Here is a 20,665-nt window from a genome sequence, read left to right as displayed (position 1 = left end):
CCGCCTCACCTCCTACGCAGAAATACGCTGCTCCCCGACTTGCTTTAAACCTGTCATTTTGTATGGGCACACACTTATCCTCCCCAAAGGAAAGTCGCCAAATGCCGAAGTTGCATCTTGTAATGGGCGGACGGGTAAAAGACCCGCAGGGCCTCGATTTCGTTGATCTCAAGGCCATCGATCTGGTCGGTGTGTTCCCCGACTATGCCACCGCCGAAGACGCGTGGCGTAGCGCGGCGCAGCGCACGGTTGATGATGCCGAAATGCGTTATGTCATCGTGCATATGCACAAGCTGCTTGAGCCCGATATGCCCGAGGCTTGAGCCCAAACGAGAAAGGCCCCGGATCACTCCGGGGCCTTTTTTCTTGTTCCGCTCTAGCAGCTATCAAATAAACTCGATCTTCTGCACCAGATAGAACTTGTCGCCCGCTGGCACGGTCACTTCGATTTCCTCGTCCACCTTGCGCCCGATCAGCGCTTTGCCCAGCGGCGAATTATAGCTGATCATGCCATTCTTCGCGTCCGCCTCATAAGGGCCGACGATCTGGTAGCGCACGGGCTTTTCATCTTCATCCAGCAAAGTCACCGTTGCGCCGAAGATGATCTTGTCGCCCGAAAGTGTGGCCGGATCAATGATCTGCGCGCGGCTTACGCGGTCTTCAAGATCGCCAATCGAAGCTTCAACTTGGCCCTGACGCTCTTTGGCGGCGTGATATTCGGCGTTTTCCGAAAGATCGCCGTGCGCGCGGGCTTCCTCGATGGCATCAACGATCAGGGGGCGCTCTTCACGCAGCGCCTTCAGCTCGGCGGTCAGGCGTTCATAGCCTGCAGCAAGCATCGGCAGCTTTTCCACACTCGCCATCGCTTCAATCTCTTTCTTATTCTGCCCCCTGCTTGCCGTTACGGCTTACAGGGAAAAACTGTCCTCGCCGACCCGCGCCGTATGCGCCAGGTCAGCCCTTCAGTACCACAATGCCGGGGAACGCCCGCCCAGGAACCTTTGGGGTTCAGCTATAATAGTCCTGCAATGACCGCACTTCAAGTTCGGCCGCACGCATTGCCTCAATCGCTTCCACCGCAGCCACCGAACCGGCGGCCGTGGTGAACGAAGGAACCCGCGCGCCCAGTGCCGAAGCACGGATCGATGCTGAATCCTTGTGGCTTTGCCAGCCTTCGGTGGTGTTGAAAATCAACGCGATATCGTCATCACTGATCCGGTCAACAATATGCGGACGCCCCTCGGCAACCTTGTTGACCCGCTCCACATTCACGCCCGCATCCGAAAGGTAGCGCGCGGTGCCGCCCGTCGCCACGATCTTGAAGCCAAGCTGCGTCAGCTTGACGACCGCAGGCAAAATCATCGCCTTGTCCGAATCCTTGACCGATACAAACACCGTGCCGCTTTGTGGCAGCTTCACGCCCGCACCCAACTGCGATTTGGCAAAAGCCACCGCAAAGCTGCTGTCGATGCCCATCACTTCGCCGGTCGATTTCATCTCGGGCGAAAGCACCGGATCGATGCCGGGGAAGCGCCCGAACGGGAACACGGCTTCCTTGACCGCCATGTAATCGATCTCTCGCTTGATCGCGGGCAGGTTCGCCAGCTTTTCGCCAGCCATGATGCGCGCGGCAAACTTGGCAATCGGCTGACCAATGGCCTTGGCAACGAAAGGCACCGTGCGGCTGGCGCGCGGATTGACCTCGATCAGGTAAACCTCGCCATCCTTGATCGCGAACTGGATGTTCATCAGCCCGCGCACGTTGAGGCCGCGCGCCAGCAAAATCGCCTGACGCTCCATCTCGGCGATGATATCGGCGGGCAGGCTGTAGGGCGGCAGGGTGCAGGCGCTGTCGCCCGAATGGATGCCCGCTTCCTCGATATGCTGCATCACGCCTGCTACGGTAACATCGTCACCATCGGCCAGCGCATCAACATCGCATTCAATCGCATCGCGCAAGTACTGGTCGATCAGCACCGGGCTATCACCCGAAACCTTTACAGCCGTGGCGATGTAATCATCAAGCTGCGCAAGGCTATCAACGATTTCCATCGCGCGGCCACCCAACACATAGCTCGGGCGGATCAGCACAGGATAACCGATGCGGCTGGCCACCGCCACGGCTTCATCGCGGCTGCGCGCGATGCCGTTCATCGGCTGCTTCAGGCCCAGCTTGTTGACCAGCGCGGCAAAACGCTCACGGTCTTCGGCAAGGTCAATCGAATCCGGCGATGTGCCAAGGATCGGGATGCCCGCATCTTGCAACGCCTGCGCCAGTTTCAGCGGCGTCTGGCCACCAAACTGCACGATCACGCCCACCAGTTCGCCCTTGGACTGTTCCAGCTCAAGGATTTCGAGCACGTCTTCGGCCGTCAGCGGCTCAAAGTACAGGCGATCCGAGGTGTCATAGTCGGTCGAAACGGTTTCAGGGTTGCAGTTGACCATGATCGTTTCGAACCCGGCATCTCCCAGCGCATAACACGCATGGCAGCAGCAATAGTCGAACTCGATCCCCTGCCCGATCCGGTTCGGACCGCCGCCAAGGATGACGATCTTTTTCCGGTCGGTCGGCGCGGATTCATTTTCCGGCTCGCCAAACAGTCCGCTCTCATATGTCGAATACATATAAGGGGTTACGGCCTCGAACTCGGCGGCGCAGCTATCGATACGCTTGAACACCGGGCGTACGCCCAGCTTGTGCCGCAGCGCGCGTACTTCGGCCTCGCTGGTGGCACCGGCCATCGCGTTCAGCACATCGTGCAGCAGGCCCGAACGCTTGGCTTGTGTCTCGGCCATACCGCCCGCAACACCCACCGAACGCACCGCCAGCGTGGCAAGACGCTTGTCGGAAAAGCCCATCGCCTTCAACCGGCGCAAACCGGCAGCATCATTAGGCAAGCCATTGCTTTGAATGGCTTTTTCTTCATCAATGATCTCTGCGATCTGGCGCAGGAACCAAGGCTCATACTTTGTTACCGCATGTACTTCATCAACTTTGAAGCCCTCGCGGAAGGCCTGCGCAATCGCCAGAATACGGTCCGGCGTCGCCTTGCTCAATGCCGCAACGATCTGGTCACGGCTCGCACCCTCCAGTTCAACCACGCGGTTGAAGCCATCAAGGCCGGTTTCCAACCCGCGCAGCGCCTTCTGCATCGATTCCTTGAAGTTGCGGCCAATCGCCATCACTTCGCCGACCGATTTCATCGCGGTGCCAAGGTTGTTGTCCGCACCCTTGAACTTTTCAAAGGCAAAGCGCGGGATTTTGGTCACGACATAATCGAGCGTCGGTTCGAACGCCGCAGGCGTTGCCCCGGTGATGTCGTTCATGATCTCGTCAAGCGTATAGCCGACCGCCAGCTTGGCCGCGACCTTGGCAATCGGGAAGCCCGTGGCCTTCGATGCCAGCGCGGACGAGCGCGATACGCGCGGGTTCATCTCGATCACGATCATGCGGCCATCGGCAGGGTTCACCGCGAACTGCACGTTCGATCCGCCGGTTTCCACGCCAATCTCGCGCAGCACAGCGATGCTGGCGTTGCGCATGATCTGGTATTCCTTGTCGGTCAGCGTCAATGCCGGCGCGACGGTGATGGAGTCCCCGGTATGGACGCCCATCGGATCGACGTTCTCGATCGAGCAGATGATGATGCAGTTGTCGTTCTTGTCGCGAACAACCTCCATCTCGTACTCTTTCCACCCGAGCAGCGATTCATCGATCAGCACTTCGGTGGTGGGGCTGGCTTCAAGGCCGCCCTTCACGATCTTGACGAATTCTTCCTTGTTATAGGCAATGCCGCCACCGGTGCCGCCCATGGTAAAGCTGGGGCGGATGATCGATGGCAGGCCGGTGCGTTCCAGCACGGCCAGCGCCTCTTCCACGGTATGCGCAATGCCGGATTGCGCCGATTCCAGCCCGATCTTGTCCATCGCCTCGCGGAACCGCTGGCGGTCTTCGGCCTTGTCAATCGCATCGGCATCCGCGCCGATCATCTGCACGCCATACTTGGCCAGCGTGCCATCGTTGAACAGCGACAGCGCGGTGTTCAACGCGGTCTGCCCGCCCATCGTCGGCAGCAGCGCATCGGGGCGCTCCTTCTCGATGATCTTGGCCACCACCTCGGGCGTGATCGGCTCGACATAGGTCGCGTGCGCCATGTCCGGATCGGTCATGATCGTCGCGGGGTTCGAATTGACCAGAATGATGCGATAGCCCTCTTCCTTGAGAGCTTTCACCGCCTGCGTGCCCGAATAATCGAACTCGCAAGCCTGGCCAATGATGATCGGCCCGGCGCCGATGATCAGGATCGAGGAGATGTCAGTGCGTTTGGGCATTTTGACGAACTTCGCTATCTAAAGCCCTCCCCCTCAAGGGGGAGGGTTGGGTGGGGGTGTACAACGTATGAGCGACAAACGCCTGACGCCGCTGGCGCGCAAATTGCGCAAAGATCCTACGGATGCGGAAAAACGAATGTGGTCGCGGCTGCGTGGCGAACAGCTTGGCGTCAAATTCACGCGCCAGTTTCCGATTGGAAACGCCATCGTGGATTTCGCCTGCCGCCGCTTGAAGCTGGTCGTCGAACTCGATGGTGGGCAACACGCTGACAGCAGCACTGATGACGCCCGCACCAGAATGATCGAAGCGCACGGCTACCATGTCGTCCGCTACTGGAACAACGATGTCCTCGCCAACACGGACGGCGTCCTGACGGCCCTGATGATCGAAATCGACCTCGCCCGAAACCGAACGTGAATAGCCGACAACCTCTCTTGCCCCTCCCCCTTCAGGGGAAGAAAGGGTGGGGGTGTGCCCACGCCCGATAGCTGGACGCGAGGCTGCGCCTCGCTCCCCCACCCGCGGCGCCTCCCCGCTGGGGAGGGGAGGATTCAGAAGTAATTCGGGGTGTATCACCCCAACATCCCCACGAACTTCTCGAACAGGTAGAAGCTGTCCTGCGGTCCCGGCGATGCCTCTGGGTGATACTGTACACCGAACGCGCGCTTCCCCTTTACCGCGATGCCGCAGTTCGAGCCGTCGAACAGCGAGACGTGGGTTTCCTCAACGGTGTCGGGCAACGCGGTGTTATCCACTGCGAAGCCGTGGTTCATCGAGGTGATCTCTACCACGCCGTCGGCCATGCGCTTGACCGGATGGTTCGCGCCGCGATGGCCTTGGTGCATCTTGGTGGTGCGGGCACCCGCCGCAAGGCCCAGCATCTGATGGCCGAGGCAGATGCCGAAGACCGGCATGTCCATCTCCAGCAGCTTCTGGATCACCGGCACGGCATAAGCGCCGGTCGCCGCCGGATCGCCCGGACCGTTCGACAGGAACACGCCAGCGGGCTTGAGGCCAAGGATCGTTTCCAGCGAGGTCTGCGCCGGAACAACCGTGACGCTTGCCCCCACCTTCACCAGATTGCGGAAGATATTGTCCTTCGCGCCATAATCGATTGCGACGACATGCGGCCTTGAATCGCGCGGAGATCGACCAAATCCTTCACCCAGTTTCCAGACCGAGCCTTCCCACGCCTGCTGCTCATCGCGGCTGACCACGCGGGCAAGGTCCATGCCTTCAAGGCCGGGCCAGTTGCGCGCGCGTTCGATCAACGCGGGGATATCGAATTCGCCCTTAGGATCATGCGCGATCACTGCGTTGGGTGCGCCCGAAAGGCGGATGCGGCGCGTCAGCGCGCGGGTATCAAGCCCGGCGATGCCGACTTTGCCAAGCTTTTCCATCCATGCCTGAAACGGGCCAGCGCTGCGGAAGTTGGCAGGATCGGTCACATCTTCACGCACCAAGCAGCCAACAGCCCCCGGAACGCCGTGGCTTTCCATGTCTTCGGCATTGGTGCCGACATTGCCGATATGCGGGAATGTGAAGGTCACGACTTGGCCCGCGTAGGAAGGATCGGTCATCACTTCCTGATAGCCGGTCATCGCGGTGTTGAAGCACACCTCGCCCACGGCAGAACCGGTTGCGCCAAAGCCACGTCCCCACGCCACAGAACCATCCGCAAGCACAAGGACTCCCGTCGCGCCTTCTGGTTTGGACGCGTGCGAAAGTGCGGGGTCGGCCATGATTGGGGGCGCTCCGTTGGCAGGGGTTTTGGCGATGTTGCTAAGGGGCGGCGGTTAGACCTGAGTCCCGCACGCGTCAACCTAGCGAAGACCGAAAGTTTGCCTTACATGGGGAAATGACCGCCCTTCGGTGCGCCCGTTCACATAAAGACCGACACAGGACACAATTCCACATGATCCGCGATACCATCAAGGCCGCGCAGATTTCTTCGATGAAATCAGGCGACAAAGCCCGCCTCGCCGCCGTCCGCCTGATCCTTTCGAAGCTGAAGGACAAGGACATCGAACTGCGCACCGCCACCGTGGTGCCTGAAGACGACGTGCTGGTAACCGACGTTTTGCAGAAAATGGCCAAACAGCGCCGCGAATCGATCACGATGTACGAAGCAGGCGGCCGTCAGGAACTGGCCGATGTGGAAAAAGCCGAGCTTGCCGTGATCGAGGAATTCCTGCCCCAGCAAATGAGCGAGGACGACACCCGCGCCGCGATTACCGCGCTGATCGCCGAAACAGGCGCTGCTGGCATGAAAGACATGGGCAAGGTTGTGGCCGCACTCAAGGCCAGGCATGGCACGCAGCTGGATATGAGCAAGGCCAGCGGACTGGTGAAAGCTGCGCTGGCAGGGTGATGTAGTGCGTAACGCTACACTTGACGCACGATAGCTTTCAGACTAGGTTTTCAGCATGGAGATCGGATCAATCCGGCATAAGGCGCTCTGCCGCTTTGCTACTGAAGGCAAAGCAAAAGGACTGATCGAGCCGGACCGGTTGCGAGACATGCTGGCCTATATCGATGCCGCAACATCGTTTGATACATTGGCATTGCCGCCAAATTTCGGGCTCCACCAGCTAACCGGTGACCGTGTTGGCACTTGGGCGATGACGGTGGCGCGGAACTGGCGACTGACGTTCACCCGGATCGGGGACCATACTGTTAGCGATCTGGATTTGGAGGATTACCACTGATGGCGATCAAACTTCATGCGTCGATGGCAGTGCACCCGGGCGGCTGGTTGCGCCGTCAAGTGCTTGATCCGCATAATCTTACCGTAAAACGGGCGGCCGAAGTCCTGCACGTCTCGCGGCCCGCCCTCAGCAACTTGCTGAACGGCAATGCAGATTTATCAGCCGAGATGGCGATCCGCTTTGAAAAAGTGTTCGGGCTGAACGCCGACACACTGCTGCGCATGCAATCGGCGTATGACATCGCTGAAGTGCGTCAGCGGCAGGACGAGATTTCGGTGGAATGGCTGCCCGAACTGATGCGCGCATGATTTTCGCATGAGCCTGACCCCGCAATGGATGGACGAACTGCGCAACCGGATCTCGCTATCGGGCGTGATCGGGCGGAGCATTCGTGTGACCAAGGCGGGGCGCGAATTCAAGGCGTGCTGCCCGTTCCATAACGAAAAATCGCCCAGCTTCACGATCAATGACGAGAAGGGCTTTTACCACTGCTTTGGTTGCGGGGCACATGGCGATGTGATCCGCTGGATGACCGACCATCAGGGCCTGCCCTTCATGGAAGCGGTGAAGGAACTGGCGTTGCAGGCAGGCATGGAAGTGCCCGCGCCCGATCCGCGTGCCGCAAAAGTCGCCGAACAGCAAAAGTCGCTGCATGACGTCATGGCGGCAGCCCAAGCGTTCTTCGTCAATTGCCTTGCCGAGGAACGCGGGGCCGAGGCGCGGCGCTATCTGGCCTCGCGCGGGTTTCCGCCCAATGTGGTGCGCGAATTCGGTTTCGGCTTTGCACCCGATAGCCGCACCGCGTTGAAAGAGGCGCTCTCCGCTTTCCCCGACGCCATGCTGATCGAAGCGGGCTTGCGCATCGTGGTGGATGGCAAAGATCCGTACGACCGTTTTCGCGGGCGGTTGATGCTGCCGATCCTTGATCCACGCGGGCGCGTGATCGCGTTTGGCGGGCGCATCCTTTCGGCGGAAAAGACCGATGCCCCCAAGTATCTGAACTCGCCCGATACGCCTTTGTTTGACAAAGGCCGGACGGTTTACAACTTGCACCGCGCCGCGCCCGCATCGCGCGCCAATGGCCGCGTGGTGGTGGTTGAAGGCTATATGGACGTGGTGGCTTTGGCGGCTGCGGGCATTGGCGAAGCCGTTGCTCCGCTCGGCACCGCGCTAACCGAGCACCAGATCGAACGGCTGTGGCGTCTGGTGGAAACGCCGACGCTCTGCTTCGATGGCGATGCTGCCGGTCAGCGCGCCGCAATGCGCGCGATTACCCGTGCCTTGCCAATGCTGCGCCCCGGCCACAGTTTGCGCATCACCACCTTGCCCAAAGGCATGGACCCCGATGATTTGGTCAAACGTGACGGGCCGCAGGCGATGGAAGCGCTGCTCGAAGGCGCAAGCAGCCTCGTAGATGTGCTGTGGCAAGTGGAACGCGATGCCCTCCCCCTTGCCACGCCCGAGGACAAAGCAGGCCTGAAGGCAAGGCTGCTCGCTCACTGTGAGACGATCCAGCACCCTGATATCAAATCGCTCTACCGCCGTGAATTGACCGAGCGATTCGGTGAACTTGCGTTTGCCCGCAAGGAACGCCCGCCCTTCCAACCGCGCCAAGGCGGACAGGTGCGCGGCAATCAAGGCAAAGGTCCGTGGAAGCCTGCCCCGCTGCCCTTGGGCGCGGATGACAAGGCCAGGATGCTCAAGATCGGCAACGGGCCGAGCACGACTTTGCTCGCCGCCGTGTTGACCGGATTGATTCGCTACCCTGAACAAATTGCGCGCCATGCCGAATCACTTGCCCGGCTTCAGCCCGAAGAAAATGCGACCGCTGCGCTCCTTGATGCCCTCCTAACAATTTCGGATAGCGGCCAAACGCTTGAAAAAACGGGCCTCGAACCCATATTGATCGAACGAGGGCTGCGGCCCCCGCCGGCACAAAGTTACGCTGGAATGCGATTCGGCTTTTTGGCCGGCAATGGTGAGCAAGCATCGGACGAATTGGCCGAAGCTGTATCACTGCTGGTCGAACTTCCGGCCGTTGAGGAAGCGCTTGTGGCAGCGACACAAGCCCACGAAACGGTGTTTTCCGACGAAAGTTTTGCTGAACAGCAACGTTTACGCAAACGAAGGGTGGATTTGTTTGCTCGTTTGGAGCAAATGAACCGAGCTCGTGCTGCGTTATAATTATAGTCACAACGCGCATCGGGTCATTCAGGCCCGGCTTAATATGGTGGTACCGGGGTTAAATGGCTTCGAACGAAAAGACCGATAACGGCGATGCGCCGCTGATCGACCTCAACGACGCTTCAATTCGCAAGCTGATTGCCCGCGCCAAGCGCCGTGGCATCATCACTGTGGACGAGCTGAACGAGGCGCTTCCGCAAGACCAGATGTCTGCCGACCAGATCGAAGACATCATGGCCGCAATCTCGGAAATGGGCGTCAACATCGTGGAAAGCGATGAAGACAATGTCGATCCCGAGGACAAGGAAGCCGACGAGGCTGAAGAAGCCGAAACCGGGATGGACGACCGCCCGGTTGTCGAAAAGCGCAAGGAAACGATCGAGCGCACCGACGATCCGGTGCGCATGTACTTGCGCGAAATGGGCGCGGTCGAACTGCTCAGCCGCGAGGGCGAAATCGCCATCGCCAAGCGCATCGAGGCCGGTCGTGACACCATGATCATGGGCCTATGTGAAAGCCCGATCACTTTCCACGCCATTATCCAATGGTCCGAAGCGCTGAACGCTGGCGAAATGCAACTGCGTGAGATCCTCGATCTTGACGCGATGCTTTCCAAGGAGCCTGCGCCCGAGGCTTTGACCGAAGACGGCGAAGAATCAGGCGAGCCCGAGATCAGCGAGGCAACCGCTGGCCCGACCTTCAAAGAAGAAGAAGAGCCCGAGGAAGAGCCTGCCGAAGACGAAGACGACGAGTTGCGCGAACGCCGCGCCCGTCCCGCTGAAGAAGAGGAAGAGGACAACACCCTCAGCCTTGCGCAGATGGAGGCTCAGCTTAAGCCTGCCGCGCTTGAGCGTTTTGCCGAAATCACTGCCCTGTTTCGCGCCTTTGAAAAAATTCAGGGCGAACGCCTCGATGCGCTCGGCCTCGGCAACGATTTCCCCGCAAACCGCGAAACGCAGTATCACAAGTTGCGCGAAGACCTGACGGCGCAAGTCGAATCGGTGCAGTTCCACGCATCGAAGATCGAATACCTTGTCGACAATCTCTATGCCTTCAACCGCCGCCTGACCACGCTTGGCGGTCAGATGCTGCGTTTGGCAGAACGGCACAAGGTACCACGCAAAGACTTCCTCGACATGTATGTCGGGCGCGAATTGGACGATGGCTGGCTGCAAAGCCTTGCGACGCGTGACAAGAAGTGGGCGGCCTTTGCCACCAACGAAGCCGAACCGGTTGAGCGCATTCGCGCCGAAGTCTCGGACATTGCGGCTGCCACCGGCATGTCGCTGGGTGAATTCCGCCGCATCGTCAACATGGTTCAGAAGGGTGAGCGCGAGGCGCGCATCGCCAAGAAGGAAATGGTCGAAGCAAACCTGCGCCTCGTGATCTCGATCGCCAAGAAATACACCAACCGTGGCTTGCAATTCCTTGATCTCATTCAGGAAGGCAACATCGGGTTGATGAAGGCCGTCGACAAGTTCGAATACCGCCGTGGCTACAAGTTCAGCACTTATGCCACATGGTGGATCAGGCAGGCGATCACACGGTCTATCGCGGATCAGGCACGCACCATCCGTATTCCGGTGCACATGATCGAAACGATCAACAAGCTGGTGCGCACCAGCCGCCAGTTCCTGCACGAACAGGGCCGCGAACCGACGCCGGAAGAAATGGCCGAGCGCCTTTCGATGCCGCTCGAAAAAGTCCGCAAGGTGATGAAAATCGCCAAGGAGCCGATCAGCCTAGAAACGCCGATTGGCGATGAGGAAGATTCACACCTAGGCGATTTCATCGAAGACAAGAACGCGATCATCCCTGTGGATGCGGCTATTCAGGCCAACCTCAAGGAAACCGTCACCCGCGTCCTTGCCAGCCTCACCCCGCGCGAAGAACGCGTGCTGCGCATGCGCTTCGGGATCGGCATGAATACCGATCACACGCTCGAAGAAGTCGGCCAGCAGTTCTCGGTCACCCGCGAACGCATCCGCCAGATCGAAGCCAAGGCTTTGCGCAAGCTGAAGCACCCAAGCCGGTCAAGGAAGATGCGATCGTTCCTCGATCAATAAATAGGGACAGTCCCTATTTAAGAAGTGGGGCTCCGCTGCGGCGGGGCCCCACTTCGTTTGTGGTCCACCAGCGCCACTGACTCCGGCAAAAATGGGGACTGTCCCTGTTTTTGAGGAAGCGCCATGCCGCGTACAGCGAGACTTGTCGTCCCCGATTGCCCGCACCACGTGATCCAGCGTGGCAATCGTCAGCAGCCCATCTTCTTTTCCAATAACGACAGGCGACAGTATCTGGCGCTATTGGCAAAGAATTGCGCCGACCATTCAGTGCGTTGCCTGGCGTGGTGCCTGATGAGCAACCATATCCACCTCGTGCTCGTACGTCCAACAGCCGATGCTCTGCGCGCAGTGCTTTCACGTACGCACACCAGCTATGCCCAGCGCATAAACTTGCGCGAAGGCCTCTCCGGCCATCTCTTTCAGGGACGCTACGCCAGCTATGCCATGGATCAAGCGCATCTCGCCGTTGCGGTCCGCTATATCGAGAACAATCCAGTCAAAGCCGGGCTCGTTGTCAGCGCGGAGCAATGGCCTTGGTCAAGTGCCAGAGCCCACATCAATGTAACGAGCGATGGGCTGACCGATCTCGAACACGCCTTCCCGGTCACCAACTGGCGCACTTATCTGACCGATGGCGTCGAAGCCAGCGAGCGCGACGATGAACTGGAGGCTGCTATGCGATCGGGCCGTCCACTTGGCAGCGTTGCAGTGGCTGGAAGCCCTATGGATAAACCAAGACCGCGCGGCCGCCCTCGCATCATTAAATAGGGACTGTCCCTATTTAATGATGCCCTCACCCCACCCGGTACACCGCCAGCCGCACCGTATTCCCGACCTTGCCGCCATCGGCGACATAGATCGAGCGCGCGACCCACGCGTAATCGGGATGCCCGCTGTCCAGCCGGATCGCGGTGCGCATGTAGTATTCCGACGGCGGCACCACTTCGCCCGCCGCGATCCGCGCGCCCACCTCCGGCGAGGCGTGGCGGATGCCGTGGCTCACCACTTCGATCACCGCGCCGTCGTCCGTTTGAATCGCATAGCGCGCATCGAGCTGTGCGACACCGCCTACCTGCACCGTCTGCCAGTCAGCGCCCACGTTCAGGATGCGGCCATTGAGGCGCGGCCCTGTCGCAGACCCGCCGACAATCGGAATGATCCGCCGCGTGCCCGAAAGCGCTGCGCCCATCTCGTGCGGCGACGAAAGCTCGACCACCAGATCGCAGATATGTTCCAGTGCTATTGTCATGCCGCCATTTCTCCCGCAACCTGCGCACCGGCAGGGATTGTCGGCGGCGCAGTGTTGAGCTGCTCTTTCGCAAAGCCCGCCGCCTTCTGGTACGCCAGCATGAATGCTGCGCGCTCGTCTGCGGGGATCACCGCGTCGATATTGTCGAACTGCCCGCCGCAGCGCTCATCCACCATATTGAGCAGGCCGAACGGCCCCGCCCCCCGGTTGCGCATCGCTACCGCGCCGATGGGAGCGCACAACTCGGCATCGAACGCGGCAAAGCTCGCCGCGCTCACCCCTTGCTGCGTCATGATCCGCCCTAACACCCGCGCATCAATGATCGCCTGCGACGCACCGTTCGAGCCCGTCGGATACATCGGATGCGCCGCATCGCCGATCAGCAGTACTGGTCCATCAACCCAAGTTGGCAGCGGATCGCGGTCGATCATCGGGTTCTCGTAAGCCAGATCAGACTTCGCCAGGAGCGCCGGAAGATCGAGCCAACCGTAGACGAAACCCTCGAACTCATGCGCGAACTCCGAAAGCTCGACCGGACGGAACCAGCCCGAATTCGTCCAGTCGTGGCTCGCATCAAAGGTCTGTTCGGCGATCCAGTTGATATCGGCAAGGCCATCGGCATCGGGGTGCGAGATAGGATAGAGCACCACGCGGTGGCGGCTGGTGCCCAGCCCCACAAACGAAGAGCCGCTCCGGATCGGCACCCCGCGTGCCGTCCCGCGCCACATGATCGTGCCGCCCCAGTGGATCGGCGGTTGATCGGGGTGCATCTGCGCGCGGATCGCCGAATGGATGCCATCTGCGCCGATCAACAGCTTGCCGCCAAGTTCCTCGCTCGTGCCATCGGCCCGCTCAACCAGCGCCGTAACGCTGCCATCGGCTTCCTTGCGATAGCCTCTTACCTTGCATCCCAACCGTACCGAATCCGGCCCCAGCCGCTCCAGCACGGTGTTGTAAAGCATCATATGGAACCGGCCGCGATGCACTGCATATTGGTGCCAGCGATAACCCGCTTCCTTGCCGCGCGGCTCGGCATAGATATCCTTGCCGTTCAGCCCTACCAACGCCCATTCGCGCGCCGGAAGACCGACGGCATCAAGCGCTGCCTCGCCAATTCCCAGATCCTCCAGTTCACGCACCGCATTGGGCTGGAGATTGATGCCGACGCCCAGCGGCTTCAACTCGCGCACGCTTTCGAACACGGTGCAGCGCACGCCGATCTGGTGCAGCGTCAACGCCAACACGAGGCCACCGATGCCGCCTCCGGCAATAAGGACATGGTCTTGCTGCATCGTGGTCGTCTTTCATCGGCCGGAAATATTCGCGGCCCTCTAGCGATTGAACGTCCGTCGAGCAATCGTTCGCACCAAGGGGCAACGCTCACAACTGTTACAATGAGCCCCATCGGGCAGATGTTGTGGGTCGATTTCCGGTGGCTTGTTGCGCATTGACTGATTAAAGGCCCGCCATCGAATCCTGCTAAACCGCTGCCGAAACGGAAACCATGCGCATCGCAATCGCCTCAGATCACGCTGCATTCGACCTCAAAGCGAACTTGCGCGAGTACCTGATCGAACAGGGCCATGAGGTTGCAGACCTTGGCCCTGAAACAGCAGATCGCGTTGATTATCCAGACTTTGGTTATAAACTTGCGTCTGTCGTCGCAGATGGCACCGCCGAATATGGCGTGGCTCTGTGTGGTTCGGGCATCGGCATTTCCATCGCGGTCAATCGTGATCCCGCCTGCCGCTGCGCATTGATTTCAGAACCGCTTTCCGCAGCCCTAGCCCGCGAACACAACGATGCAAATGTCATCGCAATGGGCGCGCGGCTTACCGGCGAAGATATGGCCAAGGCCTGTCTTGATGCATTTTTCAGCACTGAATTTGGCGGTGGCCGTCATAGTGGCCGCGTCGAAAAACTTTCCAATCCCACTTTTTGAAGGAGCCTCATACGATGACCACTGCAACCGCAGCGCCGGAAATCCGTAAAGCGGGTTTTTTCACCGAGCACCTCGAATCCGCTGATACCGAAGTCTTCGCCGCAATCCGTGGCGAATTGAACCGCCAGCAGACCAAGATCGAACTGATCGCCTCGGAAAACATCACCAGCCTTGCCGTGCTGGAAGCAACCGGCTCGGTCTTCACCAACAAGTACGCCGAAGGCTATCCCGGCAAGCGCTACTATGGCGGCTGCGAATATGCCGACATCGTCGAAACGCTGGCAATCGAACGCGCCAAAAAGCTGTTCGGCTGCGATTTCGCCAACGTACAGCCGAACTCCGGCAGCCAAATGAACCAGGCCGTGTTCCTCGCGCTGCTCCAGCCCGGTGACACGTTCATGGGCCTTGATCTGAACTCGGGCGGCCATCTCACCCACGGTTCGCCCGTAAACATGAGCGGCAAGTGGTTCAATCCGGTGCCTTACGGTGTCAGCGCCGATACACACATGATCGATATGGACGAAGTTGTCCGTCTGGCGCGTGAGCATAAGCCCAAGCTGATCATCGCTGGCGGCACCGCCTATTCGCGCACGTGGGACTGGGCTGCTTTCCGCGCCATCGCCGATGAAGTGGGCGCCTGGCTGCTGGTCGATATGTCGCACATCTCGGGCCTCGTCGCGGGCGGCGCGCATCCTTCGCCTTTCCCGCACGCTCATGTCGTCACCAGCACCACGCACAAGAGCTTGCGCGGCCCGCGCTCGGGCATCATCCTGACCAACGATGAAGCGCTGGCCAAAAAGTTCAACACGGCGGTGTTCCCCGGCCTGCAAGGTGGCCCGCTGGTCCACGTGATCGCCGCCAAGGCTGTCGCCTTTGGTGAAGCGCTGCGCCCTGAGTTCAAGGCTTACGCCCACCAGATCGTTGCCAACGCCAAGGCGCTTGCCGAAAGCCTCAAGGAAGCGGGTCTCGGCATCGTTTCGGGCAGCACCGACAATCATCTGATGCTGGTAGATCTTTCGGCTAAGGACGTGACCGGCAAAGCCGCTGAAAAGGGCCTCGATCGCGCATGGCTCACCTGTAACAAGAACGGCGTGCCGTTCGACAAGCGCTCGCCCTTCGTCACCTCGGGCATCCGCCTCGGTACGCCTGCAGGCACGACGCGCGGCTTCCGCGAGGAAGAATTCCGCGCAATCGGCAAGTTGATCAGCGAAGTGGTTGATGGTCTTGCGCGCAATGGCGAAGAAGGTGATGGTCAGGTGGAACAGCGGGTGCGTGATCGCGTTGCCGATCTGTGTGCACGTTTCCCTGTGTACCCGGAGCTTTGATACCATGAACAATAACGATGATCTTGCCGCCCGCGCCAAGGACGAAATCTCCGGCATGGCCAAGCAGGGCATGTCCCACCCCTCGACCAAGCCCGTGCTGACCGGCGCGGCCATTGGTGCTGTGGCGGGCGCTTTGCTCCCTGTCGTATCCTTGCCGCTCGGTCTTGCCGTCGGTGCAGGCTTTGCCTTCTGGCAGCGTATCAAACGCTAAACCATGCGCTGCCCGTTCTGTGCCCACGATAACAGCCAGGTAAAAGACAGCCGGCCGAGCGAGGATAACACCTCGATCCGCCGGCGTCGGCAATGCGAGGGTTGCGGAGCGCGCTTCACCACATTCGAACGCGTACAATTACGCGAGGTGATGGTGGTGAAAAGCGGCCAAGGAACAGAAGCGCGGCGTGAAGCCTTTGACCGCTCAAAGATCGAACAATCCGTCTCGCTCGCCTGCCGTAAACGCCCGGTGTCACAGGAAAGGCTCGACCAGCTTGTTTCCGGCATTCAGCGCCAGATCGAAACGATGGGCGATGCCGAAGTGCCGTCCAAGGTCATCGGTGAAATGGTGATGGAAGGCTTGCGTCAATTGGACAGCGTTGCCTATATCCGCTTTGCCAGCGTCTACCGCGATTTCACCGAAGCCCGTGATTTCGAAGAATTCGCCAGCAGTGTTCAGGAAATCAGCGGTCTTGGGATTGCCCAGAAATGACGGTTAACGAGAACCGCCAACCGGTCATGGTTCTGGTGCGTCCGCAACTGGGCGAGAACATCGGCAAAGCCGCCCGCGCCATGCTCAATTTCGGCCTCACCGAACTACGCCTCGTCACCCCGCGCGATGGCTGGCCCAATCCTTCGGCTGGCCCCGCTGCTGCTGGCGCAGACATCGTGCTGGAAAAAGCGAAAGTATTCGAAACGCTCGCCGATGCGGTGTCCGATTGCGCCCATGTCTATGCCACAACCGTGCGCAAGCGCGGCGTGACAAAACCGGTATTCACCCCGGACGAGGCTGCACGCGAAGTGATCACAGCTCCGGGACGCAGCGCCTTCGTGTTCGGGCCTGAGCGTTCGGGGCTTGAAACAGATGACGTGGCGCTAGCCCGTGCGATCATCACGGTCCCGATCAATCCTGAATTCGGATCGCTCAATCTGGCACAGGCCGTTATCCTGTGCGCTTATGAATGGTCCAAGCACGCATTGGCGAGTGCTGATGCCTCTGCCGATCTCGTACAGCCCACGGTTGAGGACCTGCTGCCTCCTGCCCCGCAGGAGGATTTTGAGGGTCTGTTTGACCAGCTCTGCGCCATGCTGGAACCACGCGGTTATTTCGAACCGGAAAGCCGCGCCACAACCACCCGCCGGACGCTGCGTTCGGTGCTGACCAAGCCGGGCTGGAATCACTTGGAAGTGCGCACCTTGCGCGGGGTGTTAAGCGTGCTGCGGCGCAGGCCCGGATCAAAACCCGGTGATCCGCGCGATTGATTACCGGCTCTTGGCCTGCCTGTGCATTGCGCCTGAAGCATCAGAGAGCCGGTCCCAAAAATCCGCCACCAGACTAACCGGTACGCCCAGTTCAAACGCTCTGCGGCGTATCGCTGCCAAGGCTGCGCGGCGCTCGTCCTCGTCATCCCACACACCGTCGCCCGCCGTGCGCGCCAACGCGAAACGACGGGACAAGAGCAGCAGGATCTGCTGGTCAATCATGTCCACGGTCGCAGCGGATATATCCGCCAGCGCAGAGGAATCAGGGTTGGGCGACCTATAAAGCATCGAACCCCATAAACGCCTGATTCGTGTTGCTGTCTATGGCAGGCACCCTTGACATCTGCCCCAATCTCTGCTCTTGGCCGCGCTTCGCAATTGGCCCCGCACTCCCGGTGAAGCGGTGGCCGCATTCTGCAATTGGCGGGATGGTGCGGTTCCGGGACTAGAAACTTCGGCACATCGCTGAAGCATTGCAAATTGAAGGGTAGCGCATGTCCAAGCGCAAGGCATCTAAGTACAAAATTGACCGTCGCCTCGGTGAAAACATCTGGGGTCGTCCCAAGTCGTCGGTAAACCGTCGTTCGTATGGTCCCGGCCAACACGGTCAGCGCCGCAAGAGCAAGGTTTCCGACTTCGGCATCCAGCTGCGCGCCAAGCAGAAGCTGCGCGGCTACTATGGCGACGTGACCGAAAAGCAATTTAAGCGCACCTATCAGGAAGCGGCGAAGATGAAGGGTGATACCGGTCAGAACCTGATCGGTCTGCTCGAACAGCGCCTCGACATGGTCGTGTATCGCGCCAAGTTCGCGCCAACCATCTTCTCGGCCCGTCAGGTTGTATCGCACGGTCACATCTATGTGAACGGCGTGAAGTGCAACGTCGCCTCGCGTCGCGTTCGCCCCGGTGACGTGATCAGCCTTGGCAAGAAGGCCAAGGAAATGGCCCTGATCGCCGAAGCGCAGACCCTGCCAGAGCGTGACGTTCCTGATTACGTTGCAACAGACGCTGACAAGGCCACCTTCACCCGCGTGCCAACGCTGGACGAAGTGCCTTATCCGGTGAAGATGGAACCGAACCTGGTCGTCGAATTTTATTCGCGCTAAGCGTTTGGGTCTTCCAAGACACAAGAAGGCGGGGCATCAAACCCCGCCTTTTTTGTGCGCAGAAGAAACGCATTAACACTTGTTATATAAGTATAATTTGCGACGAAACGGGGGAACTGGCAGGCTACGAAACCATTCTGATGGCATGTCGCACTATCGCTTTGTCACGCCGCATCGCACCGGAAAATGGTATCCCGATCTTCTCTCTGCGCAGCGTCAGGCCGCCACTATTGGCGCAGGTTTTCTCGATCCGCGATCCGGCATGTTCTACCCATACAAGGATTCACGCCTTGAAGTGGGTCAGCCGGGCCGCAAAGCCTAACGCGCGAAATAATCCCGCCGGAAATCCGATGCGAACGCGGCAAAGCGCCCCTCGGCTATGGCAGCGCGCATGCCAGCCATAAGCTGCTGGTAGAACCACAAATTATGCTCGGTCAGCAGCATCGCGCCCAGCATCTCGCCAGATTTGATCAGGTGATGCAAATAGGCGCGGCTGTATTTCGTGCAGGTCGGGCACGGGCAGCGCTCATCCAGCGGCCCCGTATCTTCGGCATGGCGCGCATTGCGCATGTTCAGCGGGCCGTTCCACGTAAACGCCTGCCCGTTGCGGCCGGATCGCGTGGGCAGCACGCAATCGAACATATCCACCCCGCGCTCCACCGCGCCCACCAGATCATCCGGTTTGCCCACGCCCATCAAGTAACGCGGACGGTCTGCCGGAAGCTGTTGTGGCGCAAAATCGAGCGTGGCGAACATCGCCTCCTGCCCCTCACCCACTGCAAGCCCGCCAATGGCATAGCCATCAAAGCCGACATCGATCAAGGCATCGGCGCTGCTCTTGCGCAACCCCTCGTCCAATGCGCCCTGCTGGATGCCAAACAGGGCGGACCGCGCGGCATGTTCGCCACCTGCGTCAAACGCGTCACGGCTGCGCCTCGCCCAACGCATCGACATTTCCATCGACTTGGCGATCGCATCGCGCGGCTGATCAGCGCGCGGGCATTCGTCAAAGCACATTACGATGTCCGAACCCAACAAGCGCTGGATTTCCATCGACCGCTCCGGACTGAGCATGTGGCGCGATCCATCAAGATGGCTGGCGAAAGTCACACCCTCTTCGGTGATCTTGCGCAAGTCTGAGAGGCTCATCACCTGATAGCCCCCGCTATCGGTCAAAATCGGGCGATCCCAGCCCATGAAGTGGTGCAATCCGCCCAATTTCGCCACCCGTTCGCCACCTGGTCGCAGCATCAAATGGTAGGTGTTACCCAGAATGATATCCGCGCCCGCCGCGCGCACATCCTCCACCTTCATCGCCTTCACCGTCGCCGCAGTGCCCACCGGCATGAACGCAGGCGTGCGGATTTCTCCCCGCATCATCCTGATCGTACCGGTACGGGCCTTGCCGTCAGTGGCGTGAATATCGAAGGCAAAACGGGTCATTGACTGTCTACTCGGCAAAAAGAGTTTGCGGCCCTTAAGCCTATTCGCCAAGGCGCGCAAATGCTTGACCCTTTCCAGATCGAACTGTGGCTTTACCCTGCGCTGACCTGCGTCGCCGTGGTCTCGGGGTTTGTCGACGCTGTTGCGGGTGGTGGGGGCCTTGTGATGATGCCCATCCTGTTGTCGACCAACCTGCCTCCGCATGTTGTTCTGGGCACAAACAAGGTCCAATCCATGTGCGGCACATCGGTCGCAACCTGGCGCTATCATAAAGCCGGGCTGTTCAGCTTTCGCGAAAATGCACCGCTGGCCGCCGTAGTGTTCGTCGGCGCGCTTCTGGGAACGCTTGCAATCCAGAGGCTGAGCGCCGATGTGCTCAAACTGGTCGTCCCCGCCCTGCTCATCAGTGTCGCGCTCTATACCATGCTGTCGCGCAGCATGACGGATGAAGACCGCAAGCCCGTAATCGGCGAAACCGAGTACAAGGCAGTGGCTGGCGGAATCGGATTATACGACGGCTTTTTCGGGCCGGGCGCAGGACAGTTCTTTGCCACAACCCTCGTCGCCTTGCGCGGCTACGGCCTTACCCGCGCCACAGGCCTCACCAAATTTCTCAATGTTACAAGTAATATCGCAAGCGTTATCGTGTTCACAATCGGCGGGCAGGCCTTGTGGGTGCTGGGCTTGTGCATGGGCTTGGGATCAATGACCGGCGCTTGGATCGGCTCGCACTTTGCCACCAAATTCGGTGCCAAAATGATTCGCCCGCTGCTCGTTGTCGTCAGCCTCGGGCTCACCGGTCGGTTGATCTGGGGATGGTTCGCCGCTTAACTGCG

General features: G+C 59.8%; 23 protein-coding genes. 16 read left to right on the top strand and 7 right to left on the bottom strand.

The features are described 5' to 3' along the window. Positions 1 to 101 precede the first annotated feature (101 nt). Positions 102 to 323, top strand: a complete 222-nt coding sequence (locus IP81_RS18935; RefSeq protein ID WP_197274708.1) for a DUF4170 domain-containing protein — start codon at positions 102 to 104, stop codon at positions 321 to 323. A gap of 63 nt (positions 324 to 386) precedes the next feature. On the opposite strand, the gene greA is transcribed toward IP81_RS18935, so the two are convergent. Both greA and carB read right to left on the bottom strand, forming a co-directional pair. Next, a complete protein-coding gene (greA, locus tag IP81_RS18930; protein WP_054109562.1) occupies positions 387 to 863 on the bottom strand; it encodes a transcription elongation factor GreA in 477 nt (158 codons plus the stop codon). A gap of 145 nt (positions 864 to 1,008) precedes the next feature. After that, entirely contained in the window at positions 1,009 to 4,332 is a 3,324-nt protein-coding gene (gene carB / locus IP81_RS18925; RefSeq protein WP_054109561.1) for a carbamoyl-phosphate synthase large subunit, read from the bottom strand. 67 nt (positions 4,333 to 4,399) lie between these two features. Here carB and IP81_RS18920 point away from each other — a divergent pair, with 67 nt between their 5' ends. Continuing rightward, positions 4,400 to 4,750: an endonuclease domain-containing protein gene (locus IP81_RS18920; RefSeq protein ID WP_054109560.1), complete on the top strand. Its 351-nt coding sequence runs from the start codon at positions 4,400 to 4,402 to the stop codon at positions 4,748 to 4,750. A 155-nt stretch (positions 4,751 to 4,905) separates the two neighbouring features. Here IP81_RS18920 and carA read toward each other — a convergent pair whose 3' ends face one another. Continuing rightward, positions 4,906 to 6,075 carry a glutamine-hydrolyzing carbamoyl-phosphate synthase small subunit gene (gene carA, locus IP81_RS18915; protein ID WP_054109559.1) on the bottom strand — a complete coding sequence of 390 codons (1,170 nt, stop codon included), beginning with the start codon at positions 6,073 to 6,075 and terminating at the stop codon, positions 4,906 to 4,908. Between the two features lie 173 nt (positions 6,076 to 6,248). Between carA and IP81_RS18910 the strand changes: the two genes are divergently transcribed. The 6 genes from IP81_RS18910 (at position 6,249) to IP81_RS18885 (ending at position 12,059) form a co-directional block, all read left to right on the top strand. Beyond that, positions 6,249 to 6,704 carry a GatB/YqeY domain-containing protein gene (locus tag IP81_RS18910; protein WP_054109558.1) on the top strand — a complete coding sequence of 152 codons (456 nt, stop codon included), beginning with the start codon at positions 6,249 to 6,251 and terminating at the stop codon, positions 6,702 to 6,704. Between the two features lie 55 nt (positions 6,705 to 6,759). After that, a complete protein-coding gene (locus IP81_RS18905) occupies positions 6,760 to 7,041 on the top strand; it encodes a type II toxin-antitoxin system RelE/ParE family toxin (RefSeq protein WP_054109557.1) in 282 nt (93 codons plus the stop codon). Continuing rightward, complete coding sequence (locus tag IP81_RS18900; RefSeq protein WP_054109556.1) at positions 7,041 to 7,349, top strand: HigA family addiction module antitoxin; 309 nt, start codon at positions 7,041 to 7,043, stop codon at positions 7,347 to 7,349. Before IP81_RS18905 ends, IP81_RS18900 begins: the two co-directional genes overlap by 1 nt. Positions 7,350 to 7,356: 7 nt before the next feature. Beyond that, the gene (dnaG, locus tag IP81_RS18895; protein ID WP_054109555.1) at positions 7,357 to 9,225 is read left to right on the top strand and encodes a DNA primase; all 1,869 of its coding nucleotides are present in this window, start codon (positions 7,357 to 7,359) and stop codon (positions 9,223 to 9,225) included. 62 nt (positions 9,226 to 9,287) lie between these two features. Beyond that, positions 9,288 to 11,291 (top strand): RNA polymerase sigma factor RpoD, encoded by a 2,004-nt coding sequence (rpoD, locus tag IP81_RS18890; RefSeq protein ID WP_054109554.1) that lies wholly within the window; start codon positions 9,288 to 9,290, stop codon positions 11,289 to 11,291. 123 nt (positions 11,292 to 11,414) lie between these two features. After that, a complete protein-coding gene (locus tag IP81_RS18885; RefSeq protein ID WP_082356311.1) occupies positions 11,415 to 12,059 on the top strand; it encodes a transposase in 645 nt (214 codons plus the stop codon). A gap of 25 nt (positions 12,060 to 12,084) precedes the next feature. Here the strand turns inward: IP81_RS18885 and IP81_RS18880 are convergent, their stop codons facing one another. Both IP81_RS18880 and IP81_RS18875 read right to left on the bottom strand, forming a co-directional pair. Then, a complete protein-coding gene (locus tag IP81_RS18880; RefSeq protein WP_054109552.1) occupies positions 12,085 to 12,540 on the bottom strand; it encodes a DUF3237 domain-containing protein in 456 nt (151 codons plus the stop codon). Further along, positions 12,537 to 13,832, bottom strand: a complete 1,296-nt coding sequence (locus IP81_RS18875) for a flavin-dependent oxidoreductase (protein WP_054109551.1) — start codon at positions 13,830 to 13,832, stop codon at positions 12,537 to 12,539. Before IP81_RS18875 ends, IP81_RS18880 begins: the two co-directional genes overlap by 4 nt. Before the next feature lie 212 nt (positions 13,833 to 14,044). Between IP81_RS18875 and rpiB the strand changes: the two genes are divergently transcribed. The 5 genes from rpiB to IP81_RS18850 are packed head-to-tail and all read left to right on the top strand — an operon-like array spanning position 14,045 to position 17,280. Beyond that, on the top strand, positions 14,045 to 14,482 hold the full coding sequence (gene rpiB, locus IP81_RS18870; protein ID WP_054109550.1) for a ribose 5-phosphate isomerase B: 438 nt from the start codon (positions 14,045 to 14,047) through the stop codon (positions 14,480 to 14,482). 14 nt (positions 14,483 to 14,496) lie between these two features. Continuing rightward, positions 14,497 to 15,807: a serine hydroxymethyltransferase gene (glyA, locus tag IP81_RS18865; protein ID WP_054109549.1), complete on the top strand. Its 1,311-nt coding sequence runs from the start codon at positions 14,497 to 14,499 to the stop codon at positions 15,805 to 15,807. A gap of 4 nt (positions 15,808 to 15,811) precedes the next feature. Then, complete coding sequence (locus IP81_RS18860) at positions 15,812 to 16,018, top strand: hypothetical protein (RefSeq protein ID WP_054109548.1); 207 nt, start codon at positions 15,812 to 15,814, stop codon at positions 16,016 to 16,018. Positions 16,019 to 16,021: 3 nt separating this feature from the next. Beyond that, positions 16,022 to 16,510 carry a transcriptional regulator NrdR gene (gene nrdR / locus IP81_RS18855; RefSeq protein ID WP_054109547.1) on the top strand — a complete coding sequence of 163 codons (489 nt, stop codon included), beginning with the start codon at positions 16,022 to 16,024 and terminating at the stop codon, positions 16,508 to 16,510. Continuing rightward, positions 16,507 to 17,280 (top strand): RNA methyltransferase, encoded by a 774-nt coding sequence (locus IP81_RS18850; protein WP_054109546.1) that lies wholly within the window; start codon positions 16,507 to 16,509, stop codon positions 17,278 to 17,280. Before nrdR ends, IP81_RS18850 begins: the two co-directional genes overlap by 4 nt. Here the strand turns inward: IP81_RS18850 and IP81_RS18845 are convergent, their stop codons facing one another. Continuing rightward, positions 17,281 to 17,568 carry a hypothetical protein gene (locus IP81_RS18845; RefSeq protein WP_054109545.1) on the bottom strand — a complete coding sequence of 96 codons (288 nt, stop codon included), beginning with the start codon at positions 17,566 to 17,568 and terminating at the stop codon, positions 17,281 to 17,283. Between the two features lie 206 nt (positions 17,569 to 17,774). On the opposite strand from IP81_RS18845, the gene rpsD reads away from it, so the two are divergent. Then, positions 17,775 to 18,386, top strand: coding sequence for a 30S ribosomal protein S4 (gene rpsD, locus IP81_RS18840; protein ID WP_054109544.1), 612 nt, complete (start codon positions 17,775 to 17,777; stop codon positions 18,384 to 18,386). 145 nt (positions 18,387 to 18,531) lie between these two features. Further along, positions 18,532 to 18,708, top strand: a complete 177-nt coding sequence (locus tag IP81_RS21080; RefSeq protein ID WP_197274707.1) for a hypothetical protein — start codon at positions 18,532 to 18,534, stop codon at positions 18,706 to 18,708. Here the strand turns inward: IP81_RS21080 and tgt are convergent. Further along, positions 18,705 to 19,829, bottom strand: coding sequence for a tRNA guanosine(34) transglycosylase Tgt (tgt, locus tag IP81_RS18835; protein WP_054109543.1), 1,125 nt, complete (start codon positions 19,827 to 19,829; stop codon positions 18,705 to 18,707). The genes IP81_RS21080 and tgt overlap by 4 nt on opposite strands. A gap of 60 nt (positions 19,830 to 19,889) precedes the next feature. Here tgt and IP81_RS18830 point away from each other — a divergent pair, with 60 nt between their 5' ends. Next, positions 19,890 to 20,660 (top strand): TSUP family transporter, encoded by a 771-nt coding sequence (locus IP81_RS18830; RefSeq protein WP_054109542.1) that lies wholly within the window; start codon positions 19,890 to 19,892, stop codon positions 20,658 to 20,660. Positions 20,661 to 20,665: the final 5 nt, after the last annotated feature.

It is taken from the genome of Novosphingobium sp. AAP83, from assembly GCF_001295795.1.
Lineage (GTDB): Bacteria > Pseudomonadota > Alphaproteobacteria > Sphingomonadales > Sphingomonadaceae > Novosphingobium.
The sequence above is the reverse complement of the archived record's forward strand: the minus strand, read 5'-3'. Positions and strand labels throughout refer to the sequence as shown.